General features: G+C 72.2%; 7 protein-coding genes and 1 pseudogene. All 8 read left to right on the top strand.

Annotated features, from left to right (window positions below):
- The first annotated feature begins 2,134 nt into the window (after positions 1 to 2,134).
- The 8 genes and pseudogenes from Pflav_RS46040 to Pflav_RS22255 all read left to right on the top strand — a co-directional run bounded on the left by Pflav_RS46040 (position 2,135) and on the right by Pflav_RS22255 (position 17,193).
- Entirely contained in the window at positions 2,135 to 3,862 is a 1,728-nt protein-coding gene (locus tag Pflav_RS46040) for a neuraminidase-like domain-containing protein (protein ID WP_332107786.1), read from the top strand.
- Between the two features lie 17 nt (positions 3,863 to 3,879).
- Positions 3,880 to 6,555, top strand: coding sequence for a Tc toxin subunit A-related protein (locus Pflav_RS22275; protein WP_173037909.1), 2,676 nt, complete (start codon positions 3,880 to 3,882; stop codon positions 6,553 to 6,555).
- Positions 6,552 to 6,881: a nucleotidyltransferase domain-containing protein gene (locus Pflav_RS22270; protein WP_173037907.1), complete on the top strand. Its 330-nt coding sequence runs from the start codon at positions 6,552 to 6,554 to the stop codon at positions 6,879 to 6,881. Before Pflav_RS22275 ends, Pflav_RS22270 begins: the two co-directional genes overlap by 4 nt.
- Positions 6,878 to 7,831, top strand: a pseudogene (locus Pflav_RS46035) (SpvB/TcaC N-terminal domain-containing protein); the annotation flags it as partial. The gene Pflav_RS22270 and the pseudogene Pflav_RS46035, both read left to right, overlap by 4 nt.
- A gap of 1,036 nt (positions 7,832 to 8,867) precedes the next feature.
- Positions 8,868 to 12,665, top strand: a complete 3,798-nt coding sequence (locus Pflav_RS22265; RefSeq protein ID WP_173037905.1) for a toxin TcdB middle/N-terminal domain-containing protein — start codon at positions 8,868 to 8,870, stop codon at positions 12,663 to 12,665.
- On the top strand, positions 12,662 to 13,933 hold the full coding sequence (locus Pflav_RS46030) for an RHS repeat-associated core domain-containing protein (protein WP_332107882.1): 1,272 nt from the start codon (positions 12,662 to 12,664) through the stop codon (positions 13,931 to 13,933). The genes Pflav_RS22265 and Pflav_RS46030 overlap by 4 nt, the downstream gene beginning before the upstream one ends.
- 564 nt (positions 13,934 to 14,497) lie before the next feature.
- Entirely contained in the window at positions 14,498 to 17,044 is a 2,547-nt protein-coding gene (locus tag Pflav_RS22260; protein WP_173037903.1) for an ATP-binding protein, read from the top strand.
- Positions 17,041 to 17,193, top strand: coding sequence for a hypothetical protein (locus tag Pflav_RS22255; protein ID WP_173037901.1), 153 nt, complete (start codon positions 17,041 to 17,043; stop codon positions 17,191 to 17,193). The genes Pflav_RS22260 and Pflav_RS22255 overlap by 4 nt, the downstream gene beginning before the upstream one ends.
- Positions 17,194 to 17,219 lie beyond the last annotated feature (26 nt).

The raw sequence follows: 17,219 nt of genomic DNA, 5'->3' as shown, positions 1-17,219 counted from the left end.
CCGGGAACACCGTGCCCGACCCTGTCGACCCGAGCATCACCGTCACCGGCACCTGGATCGACGTGCTGAGCCGCGTCCGGATCATGCTCAACCGCGCGGACCTGACGTACGTCGAGCTGGCCCGGGTGCTCAACACGACGTTCGTCAACCCGACTGGCACGGTGGTGCTCACCGAGAATCCGGACGCCCCGTACGACCTGGCAACGATGCGGCTGACCGGGCTGACCGCCAACGTCCTGGACCGCATTCACCGGTTCGTCCGGCTGTGGCGGCGGCTCGGGTGGGACGTCTACGACCTCGACGCCGCCGTGGCGCTGTTGCAGGCCGCCAAGCCGGAAGGCTTGGGGCGGCTCAACACCGAGCTGCTCCGCCAGCTGTGGGCCGTGCACAAGGCCGCCCGCCGGTTCGCCGTCCCGGTGCGTTCGGCGCTGGCGTTGTTCGGCCGGCTGGACACCCGCGACGTGCCTCCGCTGCCCGGCGAGGACCGGCCACGCCGCAGCCTGTACACCGACCTGTTCGCCAACCTGGCCGTGCTCAACCCGCCAGACCCCGCCTTCGCGCTGAACGCCGCCCGCACCGAGATCGCCGCCGCCGGCCAGCAGCTGGCCGACCACCGCCCGGCACTGGTGGCCGCCCTGGAGTTCGGCGACGACGACGTGCTGCTGGCGATCGGGCAGCTCACCGACGGCAAGCTGAACCTGGCCAACCTGACCCTGTTGTACCGGGCCGCGGTCCTCGCCCGCGGGTTGGACCTGCCGGTGCGTGATCTGCTGGCCGTGCGCGGGTTGGTCGAATCGGCCGATCCGTTCCCGGCTACCGCGCCCGAGGCCGTGGACCGCTTCTGTGCCGAGGTCGATCGGATCCGCGCCAGCCGGTTCTCGGTCGCCGAGCTGGACTTCCTGTTCCGTCACCGGGTCGACCAGGCGAGCGGGTTGCTGCCCGACGACGTTGTCGTGGGCACGCTTCTGCGCTCGGTGCGCGACCGGCTGGCGACCGTCTACGCCGAGCACGCCCCGGCCCCCGACCCGACCGGCGGCCTGGTCCGCCGGCGGCTGGCCGGTCGCCTGGCCGCCACCGATGTCGACGCGGTGATGGCGGTGCTGTCCGGGAACTCCACCCTCACCGTCGAGGACCAGAGGACGCTCGTCGGGGCCAAGCTCGGCGCGTACGGCGACGTGCCGTCCGCGCAGGCGGCCCTGGTCGGGTCGGCCGCGTTGCCGGCCGGCGGTCCACGTCACGGGTTCGTGCTGGCCCGGCTGTCCGACCACGACCGGCGCACTCTGGGCACGGCGGCGGTGACCCAGGAGCTCGCCGACGCGCTCGGCATCCCCACCTCCGTGGTGGCGGAGCTGGTGTCGGACTGGATGCGGTCGTTCGTGAACAAGGCGCAGCCGATGGTCGACGACTTCCTCAAGCTCCCCGGCATCGCCCGGGACCCGGCCCGCAGGGACACCCCGGTGGGGCGGGACGAGCCCGCGTTCGGCCCGTACTTCGGCGTGTATCTGCGGCTGGCCAAGGCCGCCCGGGTGCTGGCCGGCTTCGGGCTGTCGGCGGGAGAGACGTCGTGGCTGCGCTCGTTCGGCGTGCCGGCCGGCTGGCTGGACCCGACCGCCCTGCCCGTCACCCCGACCGCTCCGGAAGGTCGCTACGCCGGGTGGGCCAGGTTGGCGGACGCGGTGGCGGTGCGCCCGGCGATCGGGGCGGGCGGCGCACCCTTCACGGCGCTGATGGACCTGGCGCGTACCGGCGCGAGCAAAGCCGAGTACACCCAGGCCCTGATCGATCGGACCGGCTGGCCGGCGCAGAGCCTGCGCGCCCTGATGGGGGATCCGGCCAACGCGGGCGACCGGGGGCTACTCGACCTCGCCTACCCGGAGGACCACCGGACCGAGACTGCGCTGGCCCGGCTGGTGCCCGCGTTCGCGTTGCTGGACCGCCTCGGCGTCGACGCCAACGTGAGCGGTTGGATCGGTGCGACCGTGACGCCGGCGCAGGCTCAGGCGATCCGGCAGAGCGTCAAGGCGCGGTACTCCGCGAGCCAGTGGCCGACCGTGGCCAGGCCAGTCCGTGACGTGCTCCGCGAACAGCAGCGGGACGCCATGGTCGCCCACCTGCTGGCCCATCCTCCGGCGGGGTGGGGCGCTGGCACGACGCCAACGACGTCTACGCCCGCTACCTCATCGACGTCGAGGTGGCCGCCTGCCGGTCCACCTCACGCATCGTGCAGGCCACCGCCGCGGCGCAGCTGTTCGTCCAGCGGTGCCTGCTCAACCTCGAACCGGGACTCGTGGTCGACGCCGAGGCCGACGGCGACTGGCGGCAGTGGGAGTGGATGAGCCGCTACCGGGTGTGGGAGGCAAACCGCAAGGTGTTCCTCCACCCGGAGAACTGGCTGGAACCCGGCCTGCGCAAGGAGAAGTCGCCGTTCTACGCCGAGCTGGAACAGGACTTGTTCCAGGGTGACATCACCCGCGACAGCGCCGAGGACGCGTTCCGGGGGTACCTGGACAAGCTCAACGCCGTCGCGCGCCTGGACGTCGTCGGCCTCTACCACGAGAGCGGCTCGCCGACCCGGCTGCACGTGGTGGCCCGCAAGCCGGGGAATCCGGCCACCTACTACCACCGCATGTGGCTCGACGCGTCCCGCTGGACCGCCTGGACCAAGATCGACGTCGACGTCACCGGCGGCCACATCCTGCCCGTCGTCTGGCGCGGCCGGCTGCACCTCTTCTGGGCGACCGTCGCGACCAAGGCCGACGCCATCCAGCCGGCCACGCCGATGCAGCCCAGCAACGCGCCGCCACCGGCGACGAGCAAGCACACCGAGGTCACACTCTGGTGGAGTGAGTTCAAGGGCGACAAGTGGCTGCCACCGGAGGCGGCGTCGCAGCCGATGGTGCTGGCACAGTATCCGTCGTCCGGGCCGCGAATACGGCTGAGCCTGCGTTCCGCGCAGCAAAACGGTGCGCTGCACATCAACGTGTTCACCGACTACGGGTACAGCGCCAACTTCGACCACATCGGCCGGTTCGTGTTGGGCGGGCCGAACCATCCGGTCGAGGTCCTGTCCTTCATCTACTTCAACCAAGGTTCGACCAGCGACGAGGCGCTCGGGATGGGCGAGCTGCCGGGCAGCCAGTACCTGGGGAAACTCGTGCGGCCGGCCAACAGCACCTTTCAGCGCCAGGCGCTGGTGCCGGTGACCACCTCCGCCTCGGGTATCCGGCCGCAGGTCAGCGTGATGAACATCGTCAACTACGACCAGCATGGCGTGCTTCAGAACATACAGATGATGCAGAAGGCGGATCGGTACCGGCTCGTCGTGCCGCACCAGCTGACGCAAGCCGACTTCGGCCTGCCGTTCTTCCACGCCGACGCCAACCGGCAGTACTTCGTCATCCCGAAGTTCTTCGCGATGATCGACTACTGGTACAGCGCGCCGACCTCACCGTTCACCTCGTCCGGCGCCATCGCCTACGACTACGTGCTGTACGTCTTCTCGCCGTTCTACCACGCCTACGTGCCGCTGTTCCTGCGGCAGCTCAGCGAAGGCGGGCTCGACGCGCTGTTCGACCGCAAGCTCCAGCGCGACCCCGCCGCCGTGGCCGGCACGACCGGGTTCAACTTCATCCAGCACTACACGCCGAACCGGGCCGTGCCCCGTATCCGCAGGAGGGTGTCGACTTCCACCCTGACGCCGGCTACGCCATCTACAACTGGGAGCTGTTCTTCCACGCCCCGTACGCCATCGGCCAGGCGCTGTCCCGCAACCAGCGTTTCGCCGAGGCGAAGCGGTGGTTCGAGTACATCTTCAACCCCACCAGCGCCACCAACGAGCCGGCGCCGCGCCGGTACTGGGTAACGGCGCCGTTCAACGCGATGACCGGCGCCGACTACGCGGCCCAGACCATCGAGGAGCTGATGCGGCTGGTGCACGAGGGCAACCCGGCCGCCGAGAAGCAGGTGGCGGTGTGGCGGGCCAACCCGTTTGACCCGCACGCCATCGCCACCCTCCGGCCGGTGGCCTACCAGAAGGCGACGGTCCTGGCCTACATCGACAACCTCATCGCCTGGGGCGATCAGCTGTTCCGCCAGGACACCCTCGAATCGGTCAACGAGGCGACCCAGCTCTACGTGCTGGCCGCCGAACTGCTCGGACCGAGGCCGCAGACGGTGCCGCGCCGCGACGCCGAACCGGCCCGCACCTACGCCGAGATCGAAGGCGGCCTCGACGACTTCAGCAACGCGGTCGTCGCCGCGGAGAACCTGATCGCGCCGCCGGTGGCGACCAGCGTGACGGTGCCCGCGGGCGCGCCGCCGCTGCCGGTGTTCCGGGGAGGGTACTTCGCGATCCCGCAGAACGAGGAGCTACCGCGCTACTGGGACCTGGTCGCCGACCGGCTGTTCAAGGTGCGGCACTGCCTCAACATCCAGGGCCTGGAGCGGCAGCTCGCGCTGTTCGCGCCGCAGCTGGACCCGGGCCAGCTGGTCCAGGCCGCCGCCGCGGGCCTCGACCTGGGCAGCGTGGCGACCGACAGCGGTGCGGCCCTGCCGCCGTACCGGTACCGGGTGCTCCTGCATGAGGCGATCGAGCTGGCGGAGCTGGTGCGCGGGCTCGGCGCCGAGTTGCTGGGCTACCTCGAACGCCGCGACGCCGACGGCCTCGAACGGCTCCGGGCCACCGGCGAGGCCACCGTTGCGCGCCAGGTCCGAGGCGTACAGCAGCGCGTCATCGACGAGGCCGACCAGCAACTGGCCGTCCTCGCCAGCAACCGCGAGGTGGTCGTGGCACGGCAGGAGTACTACGCCGGGCTCAAGGACGACCTGATGAACGACTGGGAGACGGTCGCGATGGCGCTCAACGTGGGCACGCTCATCGCCCAGGGCGCCTCGATCGTCCTCGACGCGGTGTCCGGCGGGGCGCACCTCATCCCCAGCGTGCAGTTCGGCGCGGTCGGGATCGCCTCGCCCATGGCGACGGTCATCTTCGGCGGCGAGAACGCCGGGCGGGCCACGGCCGCGTTCGCGACGGCGGCCCGAGGCGCGGCGGCGCTGCTCCAGACCGGCGCGGCGATGAGCGCGACCATGGGCCAGTACCACAGGCGTAAGGACGAGTGGCGCTTCCTGCACGACCAGGCCGGCAAGGAGCTCGACCACCTCGCCACCCAGCAGGCCGCCGCAGAGGTCCGCCGGGACATCGCACTGAGGCACCAGGCCAACCACGAGACCGTGGTGGCCAACGCCGAGCACGTGGAGGAGTACCTGCGGTCCAGGTACACCAACGCGGAACTGTTCGAGTGGCTGCTGGCGCAGACCAGTGCCACGTACTTCCAGGCGTACCAGCTCGCTTACACCGTGGCCAAGCGGGCCGAGCGCGGGATGCGCCACGAGCTCGGCCTGCCCGACTCGTCGTTCGTCCAGTTCGGCTACTGGGACAGCCTGCGCAAGGGCCTGCTCGCCGGTGACCGGCTCCTCTACGACCTGCGCCGGATGGAGGCGGCCTACCTCACCGACAACGTCCGGGAGCTCGAACTCACCAAGCACGTCTCGCTGCTCAACCTCGACCCGTACGCGCTGATGCAGTTGCGCACGACCGGCTCCTGCACCATCACGCTGCCGGAGCTGCTCTTCGACCTGGAGAACCCGGGCCACTACCACCGGCGCCTGAGGAACGTGTCGGTGAGCATCCCGTGTGTGGTCGGTCCGTACGGGTCGGTGCCGGCGACGCTCACGCTACTGGCCAACCAGACCCGCGTGTCCACCGATGTGTCGCCGCAGTACAGCCGGGTCGACGCCAACGACGTGCGCTTCGTCGACGACCTGGGCGGCGTCCAGGCCATCGTCACCAGCAGCGGCCAGAACGACAGCGGCCTCTTCGACGCCCGCATGGACGACGAGCGGTACCTGCCGTTCGAAGGCGCCGGTGCGGTGAGCACCTGGAAGTTGCGGCTGAACCCGGTGTACGCGCCGTTCGACTACCGCACCATCACCGACGTCGTCCTGCACCTGCGCTACACCGCCCGCGACGGCGGGGCCACGCTGGCCGAGCCGGCCCGGCAGGCCGTGCGGACGCACCTGAACACGGTCGCGCTGGCCGAGAACCGCGCCGGCCTCTACCGGCTGATCAGCGCGCGGCACCAGCACAGCGCGGCATGGCAGCAGTTCCTGCATCCGGTCGGCGGGCAGGACCAGGTGCTTGCACTACCCACCCCGCCGGACGACTTCGCGCTCTTCACCAGGGGCATGGATATCAAGGTGACCGGCCTGGACGTTCTGGCCAAGCTCGCCCAGCCGGGCAACTACGAACTTGTACTGACCCGACCCGGCGCCGCGCCGCAGACGCTGACCCTGCTCGCCGACCAGACCCTCAACGGCATCCACCACCTGAACACGGCGCTGAGCCCGGCCTCACCGCTCGGGCGGTCACCGGCGACCGAGCCGTATCCGATGTGGACGGTGAAACTGCGCCGCGCCGGCACCGCCGACTTCCGCTCGCTCGACGAGAGCGACATCGACGACCTGGTCCTGATCCTGCGATACGAGGTGACCCCGTGATCGGCGCGGCGGACGTGGACCGCGTGGTGCAGCGCGTCGTCGCCGGCTGCGATCCCGACCGCATCGACGTCTTCGGCTCGTACGCGAAGGGCACCGCCCACGCCGGCAGCGACCTGGACCTGCTGGTGATTGGTCCCAGCGAGGACCCACCGTGGCTGCGTGGCCGGGACCTGCACGGCGCGTTGCGGATGGTCGGCGTGCGGCTGGACCTGCTCTTCGTGACCCCGCAGGAACTCGCGAGCGGCCTGGCCCAGTCCACCTCGTTCCTGGGGCGGATCCTGGCCTCGGCCCGGACCGTCTACCGGCGTCCCGGAGGTGCGGCGTGAACGCCGATCGAGATGCCACGGCCGCACCGACCGGCGCCGGTGGCGCCCCGCCCGGGTGGTCCGCACCGGCCGTCGCCCTGCCCAAGGGCGGCGGTGCGATCCGGGGGATCGGCGAGAGGTTCCAGGTCAACCCGGCGAGGGGCACCGGTGCGATGACCGTGCCGGTGGCCGTGAGCCCCGGCCGCGCCGGCTTCGGGCCAAGCCTGGCCCTGTCCTACGACTCCGGGCACGGCAACGGCACGTACGGCCTCGGCTGGGCGCTGTCAATGCCCGCCGTCAGCCGCCGCACCGATCGTGGCGTGCCACGCTACGACGACACCGACGTGTTCACCCTCGGCGGCGAGGACCTGATCCCCGAGCTCGACCCCGACGACGACTGGCGGCCGGTCGTCATGGAAGAACCCGGGCACCTGGTGACCCGCTACCGTCCACGGGTGGACGCGGCGTTCGCGCGCATCGAACGCTGGGTCGACAAGGTGGACGGCACCACTCACTGGCGCACCACCGGCGGCGACAACGTGACCACCGTCTACGGCGCCACCGCCGCCGCCCGGATCGCCGATCCGGCGGATCCCCGGCGGGTGCTCACCTGGCTTGTCTGCTCGACGTTCGACGATCGCGGCAACGTGGTGGTCTTCGACCACAAGCCCGAGGACCGGGCCGGTGTGGACACCGGCCACACCGCTGAGCGGCACCGCACGCCCGCCGGGACGGCGGCCAACCGGTACCTCAAACGCATCCGCTACGGCAACCGCGTCTCCCGCCTCGTCGATCCGGACCTGACGGATCCACTGTGGATGTTCGAGGTGGTCCTCGACTACGGCGACCACGACCCCGACCTGCCGACCCCGGCGGAGGACCGTCCCTGGGCCAGCCGCCCCGACCCGTTCTCCAGCTACCGCGCCGGCTTCGAGCTGCGCACCTACCGGCTGTGCCGGCGGGTCCTGATGTTCCACCACTTCCCGGGCGAGGCGGAGGTAGGCGCCGGTTGCCTGGTCGCCTCGACCGACCTGACCTACGCGCCCGATCCCACCGCGACCCTGCTCACCGCCATCACCCACAGCCGCTACCGGCGTACCGGCACCGGCTACCGCAAACGCTCGCTGCCGCCGGCGGAGTTCGGCTACCAGCCGGCCGACCCGCACGACGCGGTGGCCGACCTCGACGCGGACGGCGGGGGTCTGCCCGCCGGCCTGCCCGGTCCGGGCGTCCACTTCGTCGACCTCGACGGAGAGGCATTGGCCGGGGCCCTCACCGCACAGGCCGGCACCTGGTACTACCAGCGCAACCTCGGCGACGGCCGGCTCGCCGCCGCCGAGCCCGTCGCCACCGTTCCCGCCCGCCGGGCACTGGGCGCCGGGCAGGTGCTGCTCGACCTCGACGGTGACGGCTCGCTCGACGTCGTTGACTTCGGCGGCCCGACGCCCGGGTTCCACGAGCGCACCGACGACGGGCAGTGGGCCCCGTTCACGCCCTTCGCCGAGCTGCCCACTGTGGACTTCGACGACCCGAACGCGCGGCTGGTCGATCTCGACGGTGACGGCCGCGCCGACCTGCTGCTGACCGAGGACGAGGCGCTGACCTGGTTTCCGTCGGAGGGGAGCGCGGCTTCGGCCCGCCCCGCCGGATGCCCACCGCGCCCGACGATGACCGGGGCCCCGGCTGGTGTTCGCCGACGGCACCGACACCGTGCACCTGGCCGACATGTCCGGCGACGGCCTGACCGACCTTGTCCGCGTGCGCGATGGCGAGGTCTGCTACTGGCCGAACCTCGGCCACGGTCGGTTCGGCCCCAAAGTGACCATGGCGGCGCCGCCGCGCTTCGACCGCCCGGACGCCTTCGACCCGGCGCACCTGCGGCTGGCCGACTTCGACGGCACCGGCCCGACCGACCTGTGTTACCTGGCCGGCGACGGGCCCCGGATCTGGCGGAACCAGGCCGGGAACGGCTTCACCGCACCCACCCGCCTGACCAGCGTGCCGCCGGTGGACGGGCAGACCACCGTGACGGTGACCGACCTGCTCGGCACCGGCACCGCCTGCCTGGTCTGGTCTTCGACGGCGCCGGGCGACGCCGCGCGGCCGGTCCGCTACGTGGACCTGACCGGTGGCGCCAAGCCCTACCTGCTCAACACCACCCGCAACAACCTCGGCGCCGAGACCCGCCTGACGTACGCGCCGTCCACCAGGTTCTTCCTGGCCGACCGGGCGGCGGGGCGGCCGTGGGCTACCCGGTTGCCGTTCCCCGTACACGTGGTGGAGCGTGTCGAGGTCGTCGACCACGTCAGCCGAAGCCGGTTCGTCAGCCGGTACGCCTACCACCACGGCCACTTCGACGGCTACGAGCGCGAGTTCCGCGGCTTCGGGATGGTGGAACAGTTCGACACCGAAGCGTTCGACGCTGAACAGGTGCACAGCGCGCCGCCGGTGCTCACGCGCACCTGGTACCACACCGGGGCGTACCTCGGTCACCATCGAATCGCGATGCGGTTCGCCGACGAGTACCACCGCGAACCCGGCACCCGCGTGACCGACCTCGCCGACACCGTCCTGCCGGCGAATCTGACCGCCGACGAGGAGCGCGAGGCGTGCCGTGCCCTGGCCGGCACCGTGCTGCGGCGGGAGGTCTACGCCCTCGACGGCACCGACCGGCAGGCACGGCCGTACACGGTGTCCGAGCAGCGCTACGCGGTCCGGCTGCGGCAACCGAGGCGGGGCACCGCGCACGCCGGGTTCGCCGTCCACCCGTGCGAATCCGTGCAGGAGCACCATGAGCGCACCCGCTACCAGGTGGCCGGGGCCCAGGTCGCGGACCCGAGGATCAGCCACACCGCGGTCCTGGACGTCGACGACTTCGGCAACGTGCTCCGCTCGGTCGCCGTCGCCTACGGCCGGGCGCACCCCGACCCGGCCCTGCCCGCCGCGGTCCGCGCCGAGCAGGGGCGCGTCCGGATCACCATGTCCGAACAGCGGTACACCAACGCCGTCACGGCGGGAGCCGCGTACCGGACGCCGGTGGTGGCCGAGACGCGTGCCTACGAGATCCTGGGCGTCACGGCATCCCCGGCCGCACTGTTCACTGTGGACGGCATCGGCGCGTTCGCCGACGCCGCCGGCGACGGCGCCCACGACGTCCCCGCCGAAGACCTCGACGCCGACCCGACCGGCGCGCCGCACCGGCGGCTGCTCAGCCACACCCGCGTCCGCTACCGGCGTGACGACCTCAATGGGCCGCTGCCACTGGGCGTCGTCGAGTCGTTGGCCCTCCCGTACACCAGCCAACAGCTGGCCCTGACCGCAGGCATGGTCGCGGCCGTCCACGGTGCCCAGGTGACCGACCAGATGCTCACCGGCGCCGGCTACGTCCACGACGCCGACCCGCACTGGTGGATCCCGTCCGGGCAGGTGAGTTTCACCGCCGAGCCGGCCGCGCCGGCAGAGGAGCACGAGCAGGCGCGGCGGCACTTCTTCCAGCCCCGCCGGTTCACCGACGCTTTCGGGCACCCCACCACCGTCGCCTACGACGCACACGACCTGTTCCCAGTGGAGATCCAGGATCCGCTGGGCAACCGCACGACGGCCGGCCACGACTACCGGGTCCTACAACCACGGCTGGTCACCGACGCCAACCGCAACCGGGTCGCGGCGGCCTTCGACACCCTGGGCATGGTGGTCGGCACCGCCGTCCTGGGCAAGCCCGGGCAGGAGCCCGGCGACAGCCTGGACGGCTTCACCGCCGACCTGACCGACGCCGAGATCGCCGCGGACCTGGCCGACCCGCTCGGCACCGCGCAGGCGTTGCTCGGCGCGGCCACCACCCGGGTGGTCTACGACATCTTCGCGTACTGGCGAAGCCGTGACACCGACACGCCCCAGGGACCGGTGGCGCACGCCATGGCCCGCGAGGTCCACGTCGGGGACCTGGCTCCGGGGCAGTCCAGCCGGATCCAGCACGAGCTGGTGTACAGCGACGGCCTGGGCCGGCCGATGCAGAACAAGGCCCGCGTCGCGGCCGGCCCGCTCACCCCGGACGGACCCGCCGTCCCGGTCCGGTGGACCGGCACCGGATGGACCATCCGCGACAACAAGGGGCAGCCGGTCCGCGGCTACGAGCCGTTCTTCACCGCTACGCACAGGCTGGAGTTCGCCCGGACCGCCGGCGTGAGCAGCGTCGCCTGCCGCGATCCGCTCGGACGGGTCGTCGCCACCCTCGCTCCCGACCACACCTGGGTCAAGGCGACCTTCGACCCGTGGCGGCAGGAGTCCTGGGACAGCAACGACACCGTCCTGCTCGATCCCGCCACCGACACCGACGTGGCCGGCTTCACCGGCCGCCTGGACCCCGACGAGTACCTGCCGACGTGGTACGACCGCCGCGCGGGCGGGGCGCTCGGACCGCTCGAACAGGCCGCCGCCGCCAAGGCCGCGAGCCACGCCGCGACCCCGGCCGTCACCCACCTCGACAGCCTGGGCCGGCCGGTCGCCACCATCGCACACAACCGCACCGCCGACGGTGTCGACGAACGCCTCACGAGCCTGGTCGAGCCCGACATCGCGGGCCGGACGCGGCGGGTGACCGACCCGCTCGGGCGGCTGGTCGCCCGTTACGACCACGACCTGCTCGGCCGGCGACTGGCCCACGACCTCATGGACGCCGGCCGGCTCCGGATCGTCCTCGACATCGCCGGCCAGCCCTGCCATACCTTCGACAGCCGGGGCCAGCAGCACGGCGTCGACTACGACGCGCTGCGCCGCCCACCACGACGGTGCTCAGCACAGACGGTGGACTCCCGGTCACCGTCGGCCGGGTGGTCTACGGCGAGGCCCTGCCCGACGCCGAGGCCCGCAACCTGCGGGGCGCGGTCCACCAGATCTTCGACGGCGCCGGCGTCCACACTGTCGAGCGCCGCGACGTCAAAGGCAACATGCTCACCGCGAGCCGCCGCTTCGCCGTTGATCACCGTGGCACCCCGGACTGGTCCGGCCCGGTCGCGCTGGAGGCCGAAACCTTCACCACCAGCTCCCGCTACGACGCGCTCGGCCGGGCGACGCAGGCGGTCGCGCCGCACGACGCCGGCGGGCCGGATCCCCGGACCGACGTCGTCCAGCCCCGATACGACGACGGCGGACTGCTGGACCGGATCGACGTATGGTCCCGCCGGCCGCTGCCAGCGCCGGAGGGCCTGCTCACGCCCGACACCGCCGACCTGCACGCCGTCACCGGTGTCGAGGTCGACGCCAAGGGGCAGCGCCGGCGAGTGGAGCACGGCAACGGGGTGCGCACCAGCTACGAGTACGACCCGGACACCTTCCGGTTGCGCCGCCAGCTCACCACCCGGGGCGCGACAGCGTTGCAGGACCTGCGCTACACCTACGACCCGGCGGGCAACGTCACGTCGATCCGCGACGAGGCGCAGCAGACCGTCTTCTTCGGCAACCAGGTCGTCGAGCCGTCGGCCGGGTACACGTACGACGCGCTGTACCGGCTCGTCGAGGCCACCGGGCGCGAACACCTGGCCGGCGCACCCGCACCCACAGGCCCCACCGACGCGCCCCGCGTCGGGCTGGCCCACCCTGGCGACGGGACCGCGATGGCCCGCTACACCGAGCGCTACGCCTACGACGAGGTCGGCAACGTCGTCGAGCTGGTGCACCAGTCGACGCGCGCGGGTGCCGGCTGGACCCGGCGGTTCTCCTACGACGGCCCCGGCAACCGGCTCACCGGCGCGCGGGTCGGCGACGGTCCGGCCGAGTCGTACGGCTACGACGCGCACGGCAACATGACGGGCATGCCGCACCTGTCGGTGCTGACCTGGGACCACGCCGACCGGTTGCGGTCGACTGCCCGGCAGGTCGTCGTCGACGGCACACCGGAGACCACCTGGTACCAGTACAGCGACGGGGGTGAGCGCCTGCGCAAGTCCACCGACCGCTCCGGCACCGCGGCCGCGCCGGCCACTCGCGCCGCCGATCGCCGCTACCTCGGCGGCTTCGAGATCCACCGGGAGTACGCCATCGACGGCGTCACCGTGGCGCTGGAACGCCAGACTCTGCACGTGGCCGACGGGACCGGCACCGTGGCCATGATCGAGACCCGCACGGCCGGCACTGACCCCGGCGCCGCGCAGGTGACCCGGTTCCAGTACACCAACCGGCTCGGCTCGGCCGTCCTGGAGCTCGACGCCCAGGCGCAGGTCGTTTCCTACGAGGAGTACCACCCGTACGGCAGCACCGCGTACCAGGCGGTGCGGGCCCAGACCGAGGCGCCGAAGCGGTACCGGTACACCGGCAAGGAACGCGACGGCGAGACCGGGCTGTACTACCACGGCGCTCGGTACTACGCGCCGTGGCTGGCCCGGTGGACGGCCCCCGATCCGGCTGGCCTGGTCGACGGGCCGAACCTGTACGCCTATGCCCGGGGCAACCCCGTCGGGCTCAGCGACCCGACCGGCCACCAGGCGGTGGACCCGCGCGCCGGCTCGCACACTCCGGCGCCGGCCGCTGGTGTCCGGCCGCCTCCGCCGCCGGTGCCCGGCTCGACCGAGGCCGCGTACCTGGAAGGGTTGCAGGTGGGCCGCGCGTTCGGGCAGGGCTTCCGCGACATCCGGTCCGGGTTCGAGCTGCTGACCGAGCATCTCGGGATGGAGGAGGCCAAGCGCCTGGGTGCCTTGGACAAGTTCTGGGCGGCCGTCGGCGGGTTGCCCGGCCCGCCGAAGCTCGACACGGAGGAGCGGACCGCCGCCGCCTATCGCGGGTACACCGAGGGCATCGCCCAGGGTGACGCGCAGGCCGGTGCGGAAGCCCTGCTGACCTCGGTCGGCTTCGCCGCGATGCTGGCGATCGCCACCGAGGGGCCAGCCGGCTGCATGGAGCCGGCGCGGCCCGCCTCCGGCCACGGATCCAGCTGGCCGGTACCGCCGAAACCACCTGGCTTCGCGCGAGGGTGGGCGACCTGGAGATGGCGTTCCCGCCGAACCCGGACGGTCCCCGGACCCTCTCGCAGGCAGTCGAACTGGCGCGCAAGCACGGCATCCACATCGGTGACGACCTGATGATCAAGGTTGGTGAGGTGCCGAAGGGCACCTTCGCCCGGTACGGTCCCCTCGGCGACTTCCCGAAGCCCCGGGTTACCTGGGATGACGTCATGGAGCCGATCCGCCCGCCAGCACCCGGGTACAAGGCCAGCTACTGGACCGAGCATCCGGTCGTCGATCCCGACGAGGACCGCAGGCTGCTCCGGGTGGCCATCCTTCCGCAGGTCCTGGAGTCGGACGCGGCGATCCTGTCGACGTTCGCGCACGAGATGCACGAGATCAATTTCCTGCGGACCGCACTCAGCGACGGCAAGTCCATGTCGGCCACCGCGTACAAGCGGCTCATCGACCCGCATCAAGGGGCAGCCTGCACGTCGAGGCGTGGCGGGTGTCGATCGACCTGCTCCGGAGGCTGGGCCTGCTCAAGTGATCGGACCCGGCCGAACCGCCGGACCCAAGAGGGCGGGCGACCAGCACCGGCAGTTGAGCGGAAGTTTGGTGCCGGCCGGTCCTTTCGAGCTACCGGCCTGGCGCAGGGTTGGTTAGCCCGGGACGGCGTGCGTTCGTCCGTGGGGAGCCACCTTGGGGGAGGTCGGTGTGCGGGACGTGCTGTTGGAGCGGGCGGGGGCGCTCGCGGTGCTGTTGGAGGCGGTGAGTGAGGCCGTCGCGGGGCGGGGTCGGGTGGTGTTGGTCCGCGGCGAGGCGGGGATGGGAAAGTCGAGCCTGCTGCGGGTGTTTCGGGAAGGTCTGCCGGCCGGGTTGCGGGTGCTGTACGGCGCGTGCGAGGACCTGGTTACGGCCAGGCCGTACGGGCCGCTGCGGGACGCGGTGACCGGCACCGGCGGGCCCTTGGACCTGGCCCTGGCGGCAGGTGGCGGCGATGGTGTGTTCGAGGCGGCGGTCGCGGAGCTACGCGGTCCGCGACCGACGGTGCTGATGGTCGAGGACCTGCATTGGGCTGACGACGCGACGCTGGACGTGCTCGGTCATCTGGCGCGGCGGGTGGGGGACCTACCCGCGGTCGTGGTGGTCGCCGTTCGCGACGGCGGCGCTCCAGCCGGGCATCGGCTGGAGCGCTGGCTCGGCGCTGGGACGGTTCGGCAGGTGCTGCTGCGGCCGTTGTCGGTGACGGCGGTGGGTGAGCTGGCCGCGGGCACCGGTTGGCGTGCGGCGTCCTTGCACGACCTCACCGCGGGCAACCCGTTCTTCGTCACCGAGGCGCTCGCCGTCGCGCCGGGGCAGGTGCCGGCCACGGTCGCCGAGGCCGTACTCGCCCGTGTGCGGCGGCTTGATCCGGCCTGCCAGGCGGCGCTGGCCCAGCTCGCGGTCGTGCCGGGCTGGGTCGATTTCGCGCTGCTGGAGCAGCTGCTGGATGGCGACCATCTGGACGTGCTCGTGGCCGCGGAGGAGCAGGGCATGTTGCGGGTACGGGCGGACGGTGTGGGTTTCCGGCACGAGTTGGCTCGGCAGGCGATCGAGGCCAGTCTGCCCGCGCTTCGCCGCCGGATGCTGCACCGGGCGGTGATCGCGGCGCTGCGGCGCCAGGATCGGCCGGATCCAACGCGCTTGGTGCACCACGCCGCGCGCGGCGGCGACGCCGGCACGGTGCTGGAGTACGCCCCAGGGGCGGGACGGGAGGCGGCCGCGGCCGGATCGCACCGGCAGGCCCTGGCGCACTTCGAGGCGGCTGCCGCGCACGCCGACCGGCTGCCGCCAGAGCAGAGCGCCGCCGTTCTCGACGGGTACGCGTGGGAGCTGCACAACGCGCACCGGTTCGGCGCCGCGGTGGCGGTCGGCGAGCGGGCGGTGGCCGGGTACGCGGGCTTGGGCGACGCGGTGGCGCACGGCCAGGCCCTGGTCCGGCTGTCCCGGCTCTACTACCTCGTGGGCCACACCGGCCAAGCGGAGCGGACCGCCCGGGCTTCGGTCGACACACTGGAGCAGGCCGGATCGGCGGCGGCGACGGCGTTCGCGGTGACGAACCATGGGGCGATCCTGGCGCTGGTCGGCGATCCGGGTGCCGACCGCACGCTGTCGCGGGCATCCGAGCTGGCCGAGCGTGCGGGGCGGGTGGATCTGGTCGAGCTCTGCCTCAACTATCAGAGCCTGGCCGGGCCCGGCCTCGACCCGGACGGTCGCATCGGTCTACTGCGCCGGAGCCTCGACCTCGCGCTCGCCCACGGGCATTACGAGCACGCCGCGCGCGGTTACACCAACCTGGGCGAGCTGCTGTACCGGTACGGCCGCCTCGAGGAGCTGGAGCGCTGCCTGGCCGACGGGTTGGCGTTCACCCGGGACCGGGGGTTCTGGTCGCACTCCTACAACTTGGAGGTCCACGCCTGCCTGCTGCGGATGCGTCGCGGCGACTGGGCCGGTGCGGAGGCGGGGCTGGCCGCGCTGATCGAGCGGGATGAGGACCCGGGCATGCTACGCCTCTACGCCGAGCCGCAGTATGCCCGGCTGCTGGCCCGGCGCGGCGCGCCCGAGGCCGGACCACTGCTGGAGGCGGCGTGGCGGCACGCACTTGCCCAGCGATCCCTGATCGGGCTGGCTTACGCGGGTACCGGCCTGATGGAGTGGGCCTGGCTGTGTGGGCGGACCGACGTCGCCGCGGCGGTGCTCGACGGGTGGCGGCCGCACTCTGACCGTCCCGGCGCGGAGCCGGTCGACGCCGAGCTGCGGCGCTACGCACGGCGTGCCGGTCTGCTGGCGCCCGGGGAGCCAGACATATCCAATGTGGATGATGGTCCGTACGAGCGTGCGTTGACGTTGGCCGACTCTGGCGCGCTCCAGGCCGCGGTCGAAGCGGTGCGGATGCTGGACGAGCTGGGCGCCATCGCTGCGGCCCGCCTGGTCCGGCGCGGGCTGCGCCGCCGGGGCGTGCGGACGGTGCCACGCGGGCCGCTGGCCGCCACGCGGGCACACCCGGCCGGGCTGACCCGCCGGCAGGCTGGTGTGCTTTCACTACTCGCCGAGGGTTTGACCAACGCCGAGATCGCCACAAAGCTGGTGCTGTCGGTGCGCACCGTCGACCGGCATGTCGCGTCCATCTTGGACAAGCTTGGTGTGTCCTCGCGGCGGGAAGCGGCCGCCATGGCCAGATCGCCCGCGAACGCTGCCGCCTGGTGATCTCGCACGGCGGCGCCTGCACCATGCTCGGCGCGTTCGCCCACGGCCTGCCGCAGCTGATCCTGCCGCAAGCCGCCGCGGAGGTCGAAGCCATGCCCGGCGCCGACGAGGTGATGGCCACGCTGACTGGGCCCGGCACCACGCTGTGACGTTTGGTCTGTCGGATAGCGGCCGG

It is taken from the genome of Phytohabitans flavus (genome assembly GCF_011764545.1).
Taxonomy (GTDB): Bacteria; Actinomycetota; Actinomycetes; order Mycobacteriales; family Micromonosporaceae; genus Phytohabitans; species Phytohabitans flavus.
Note: the sequence above shows the minus strand (reverse complement) of the source record. Positions and strands in the feature narration are given on the sequence as shown.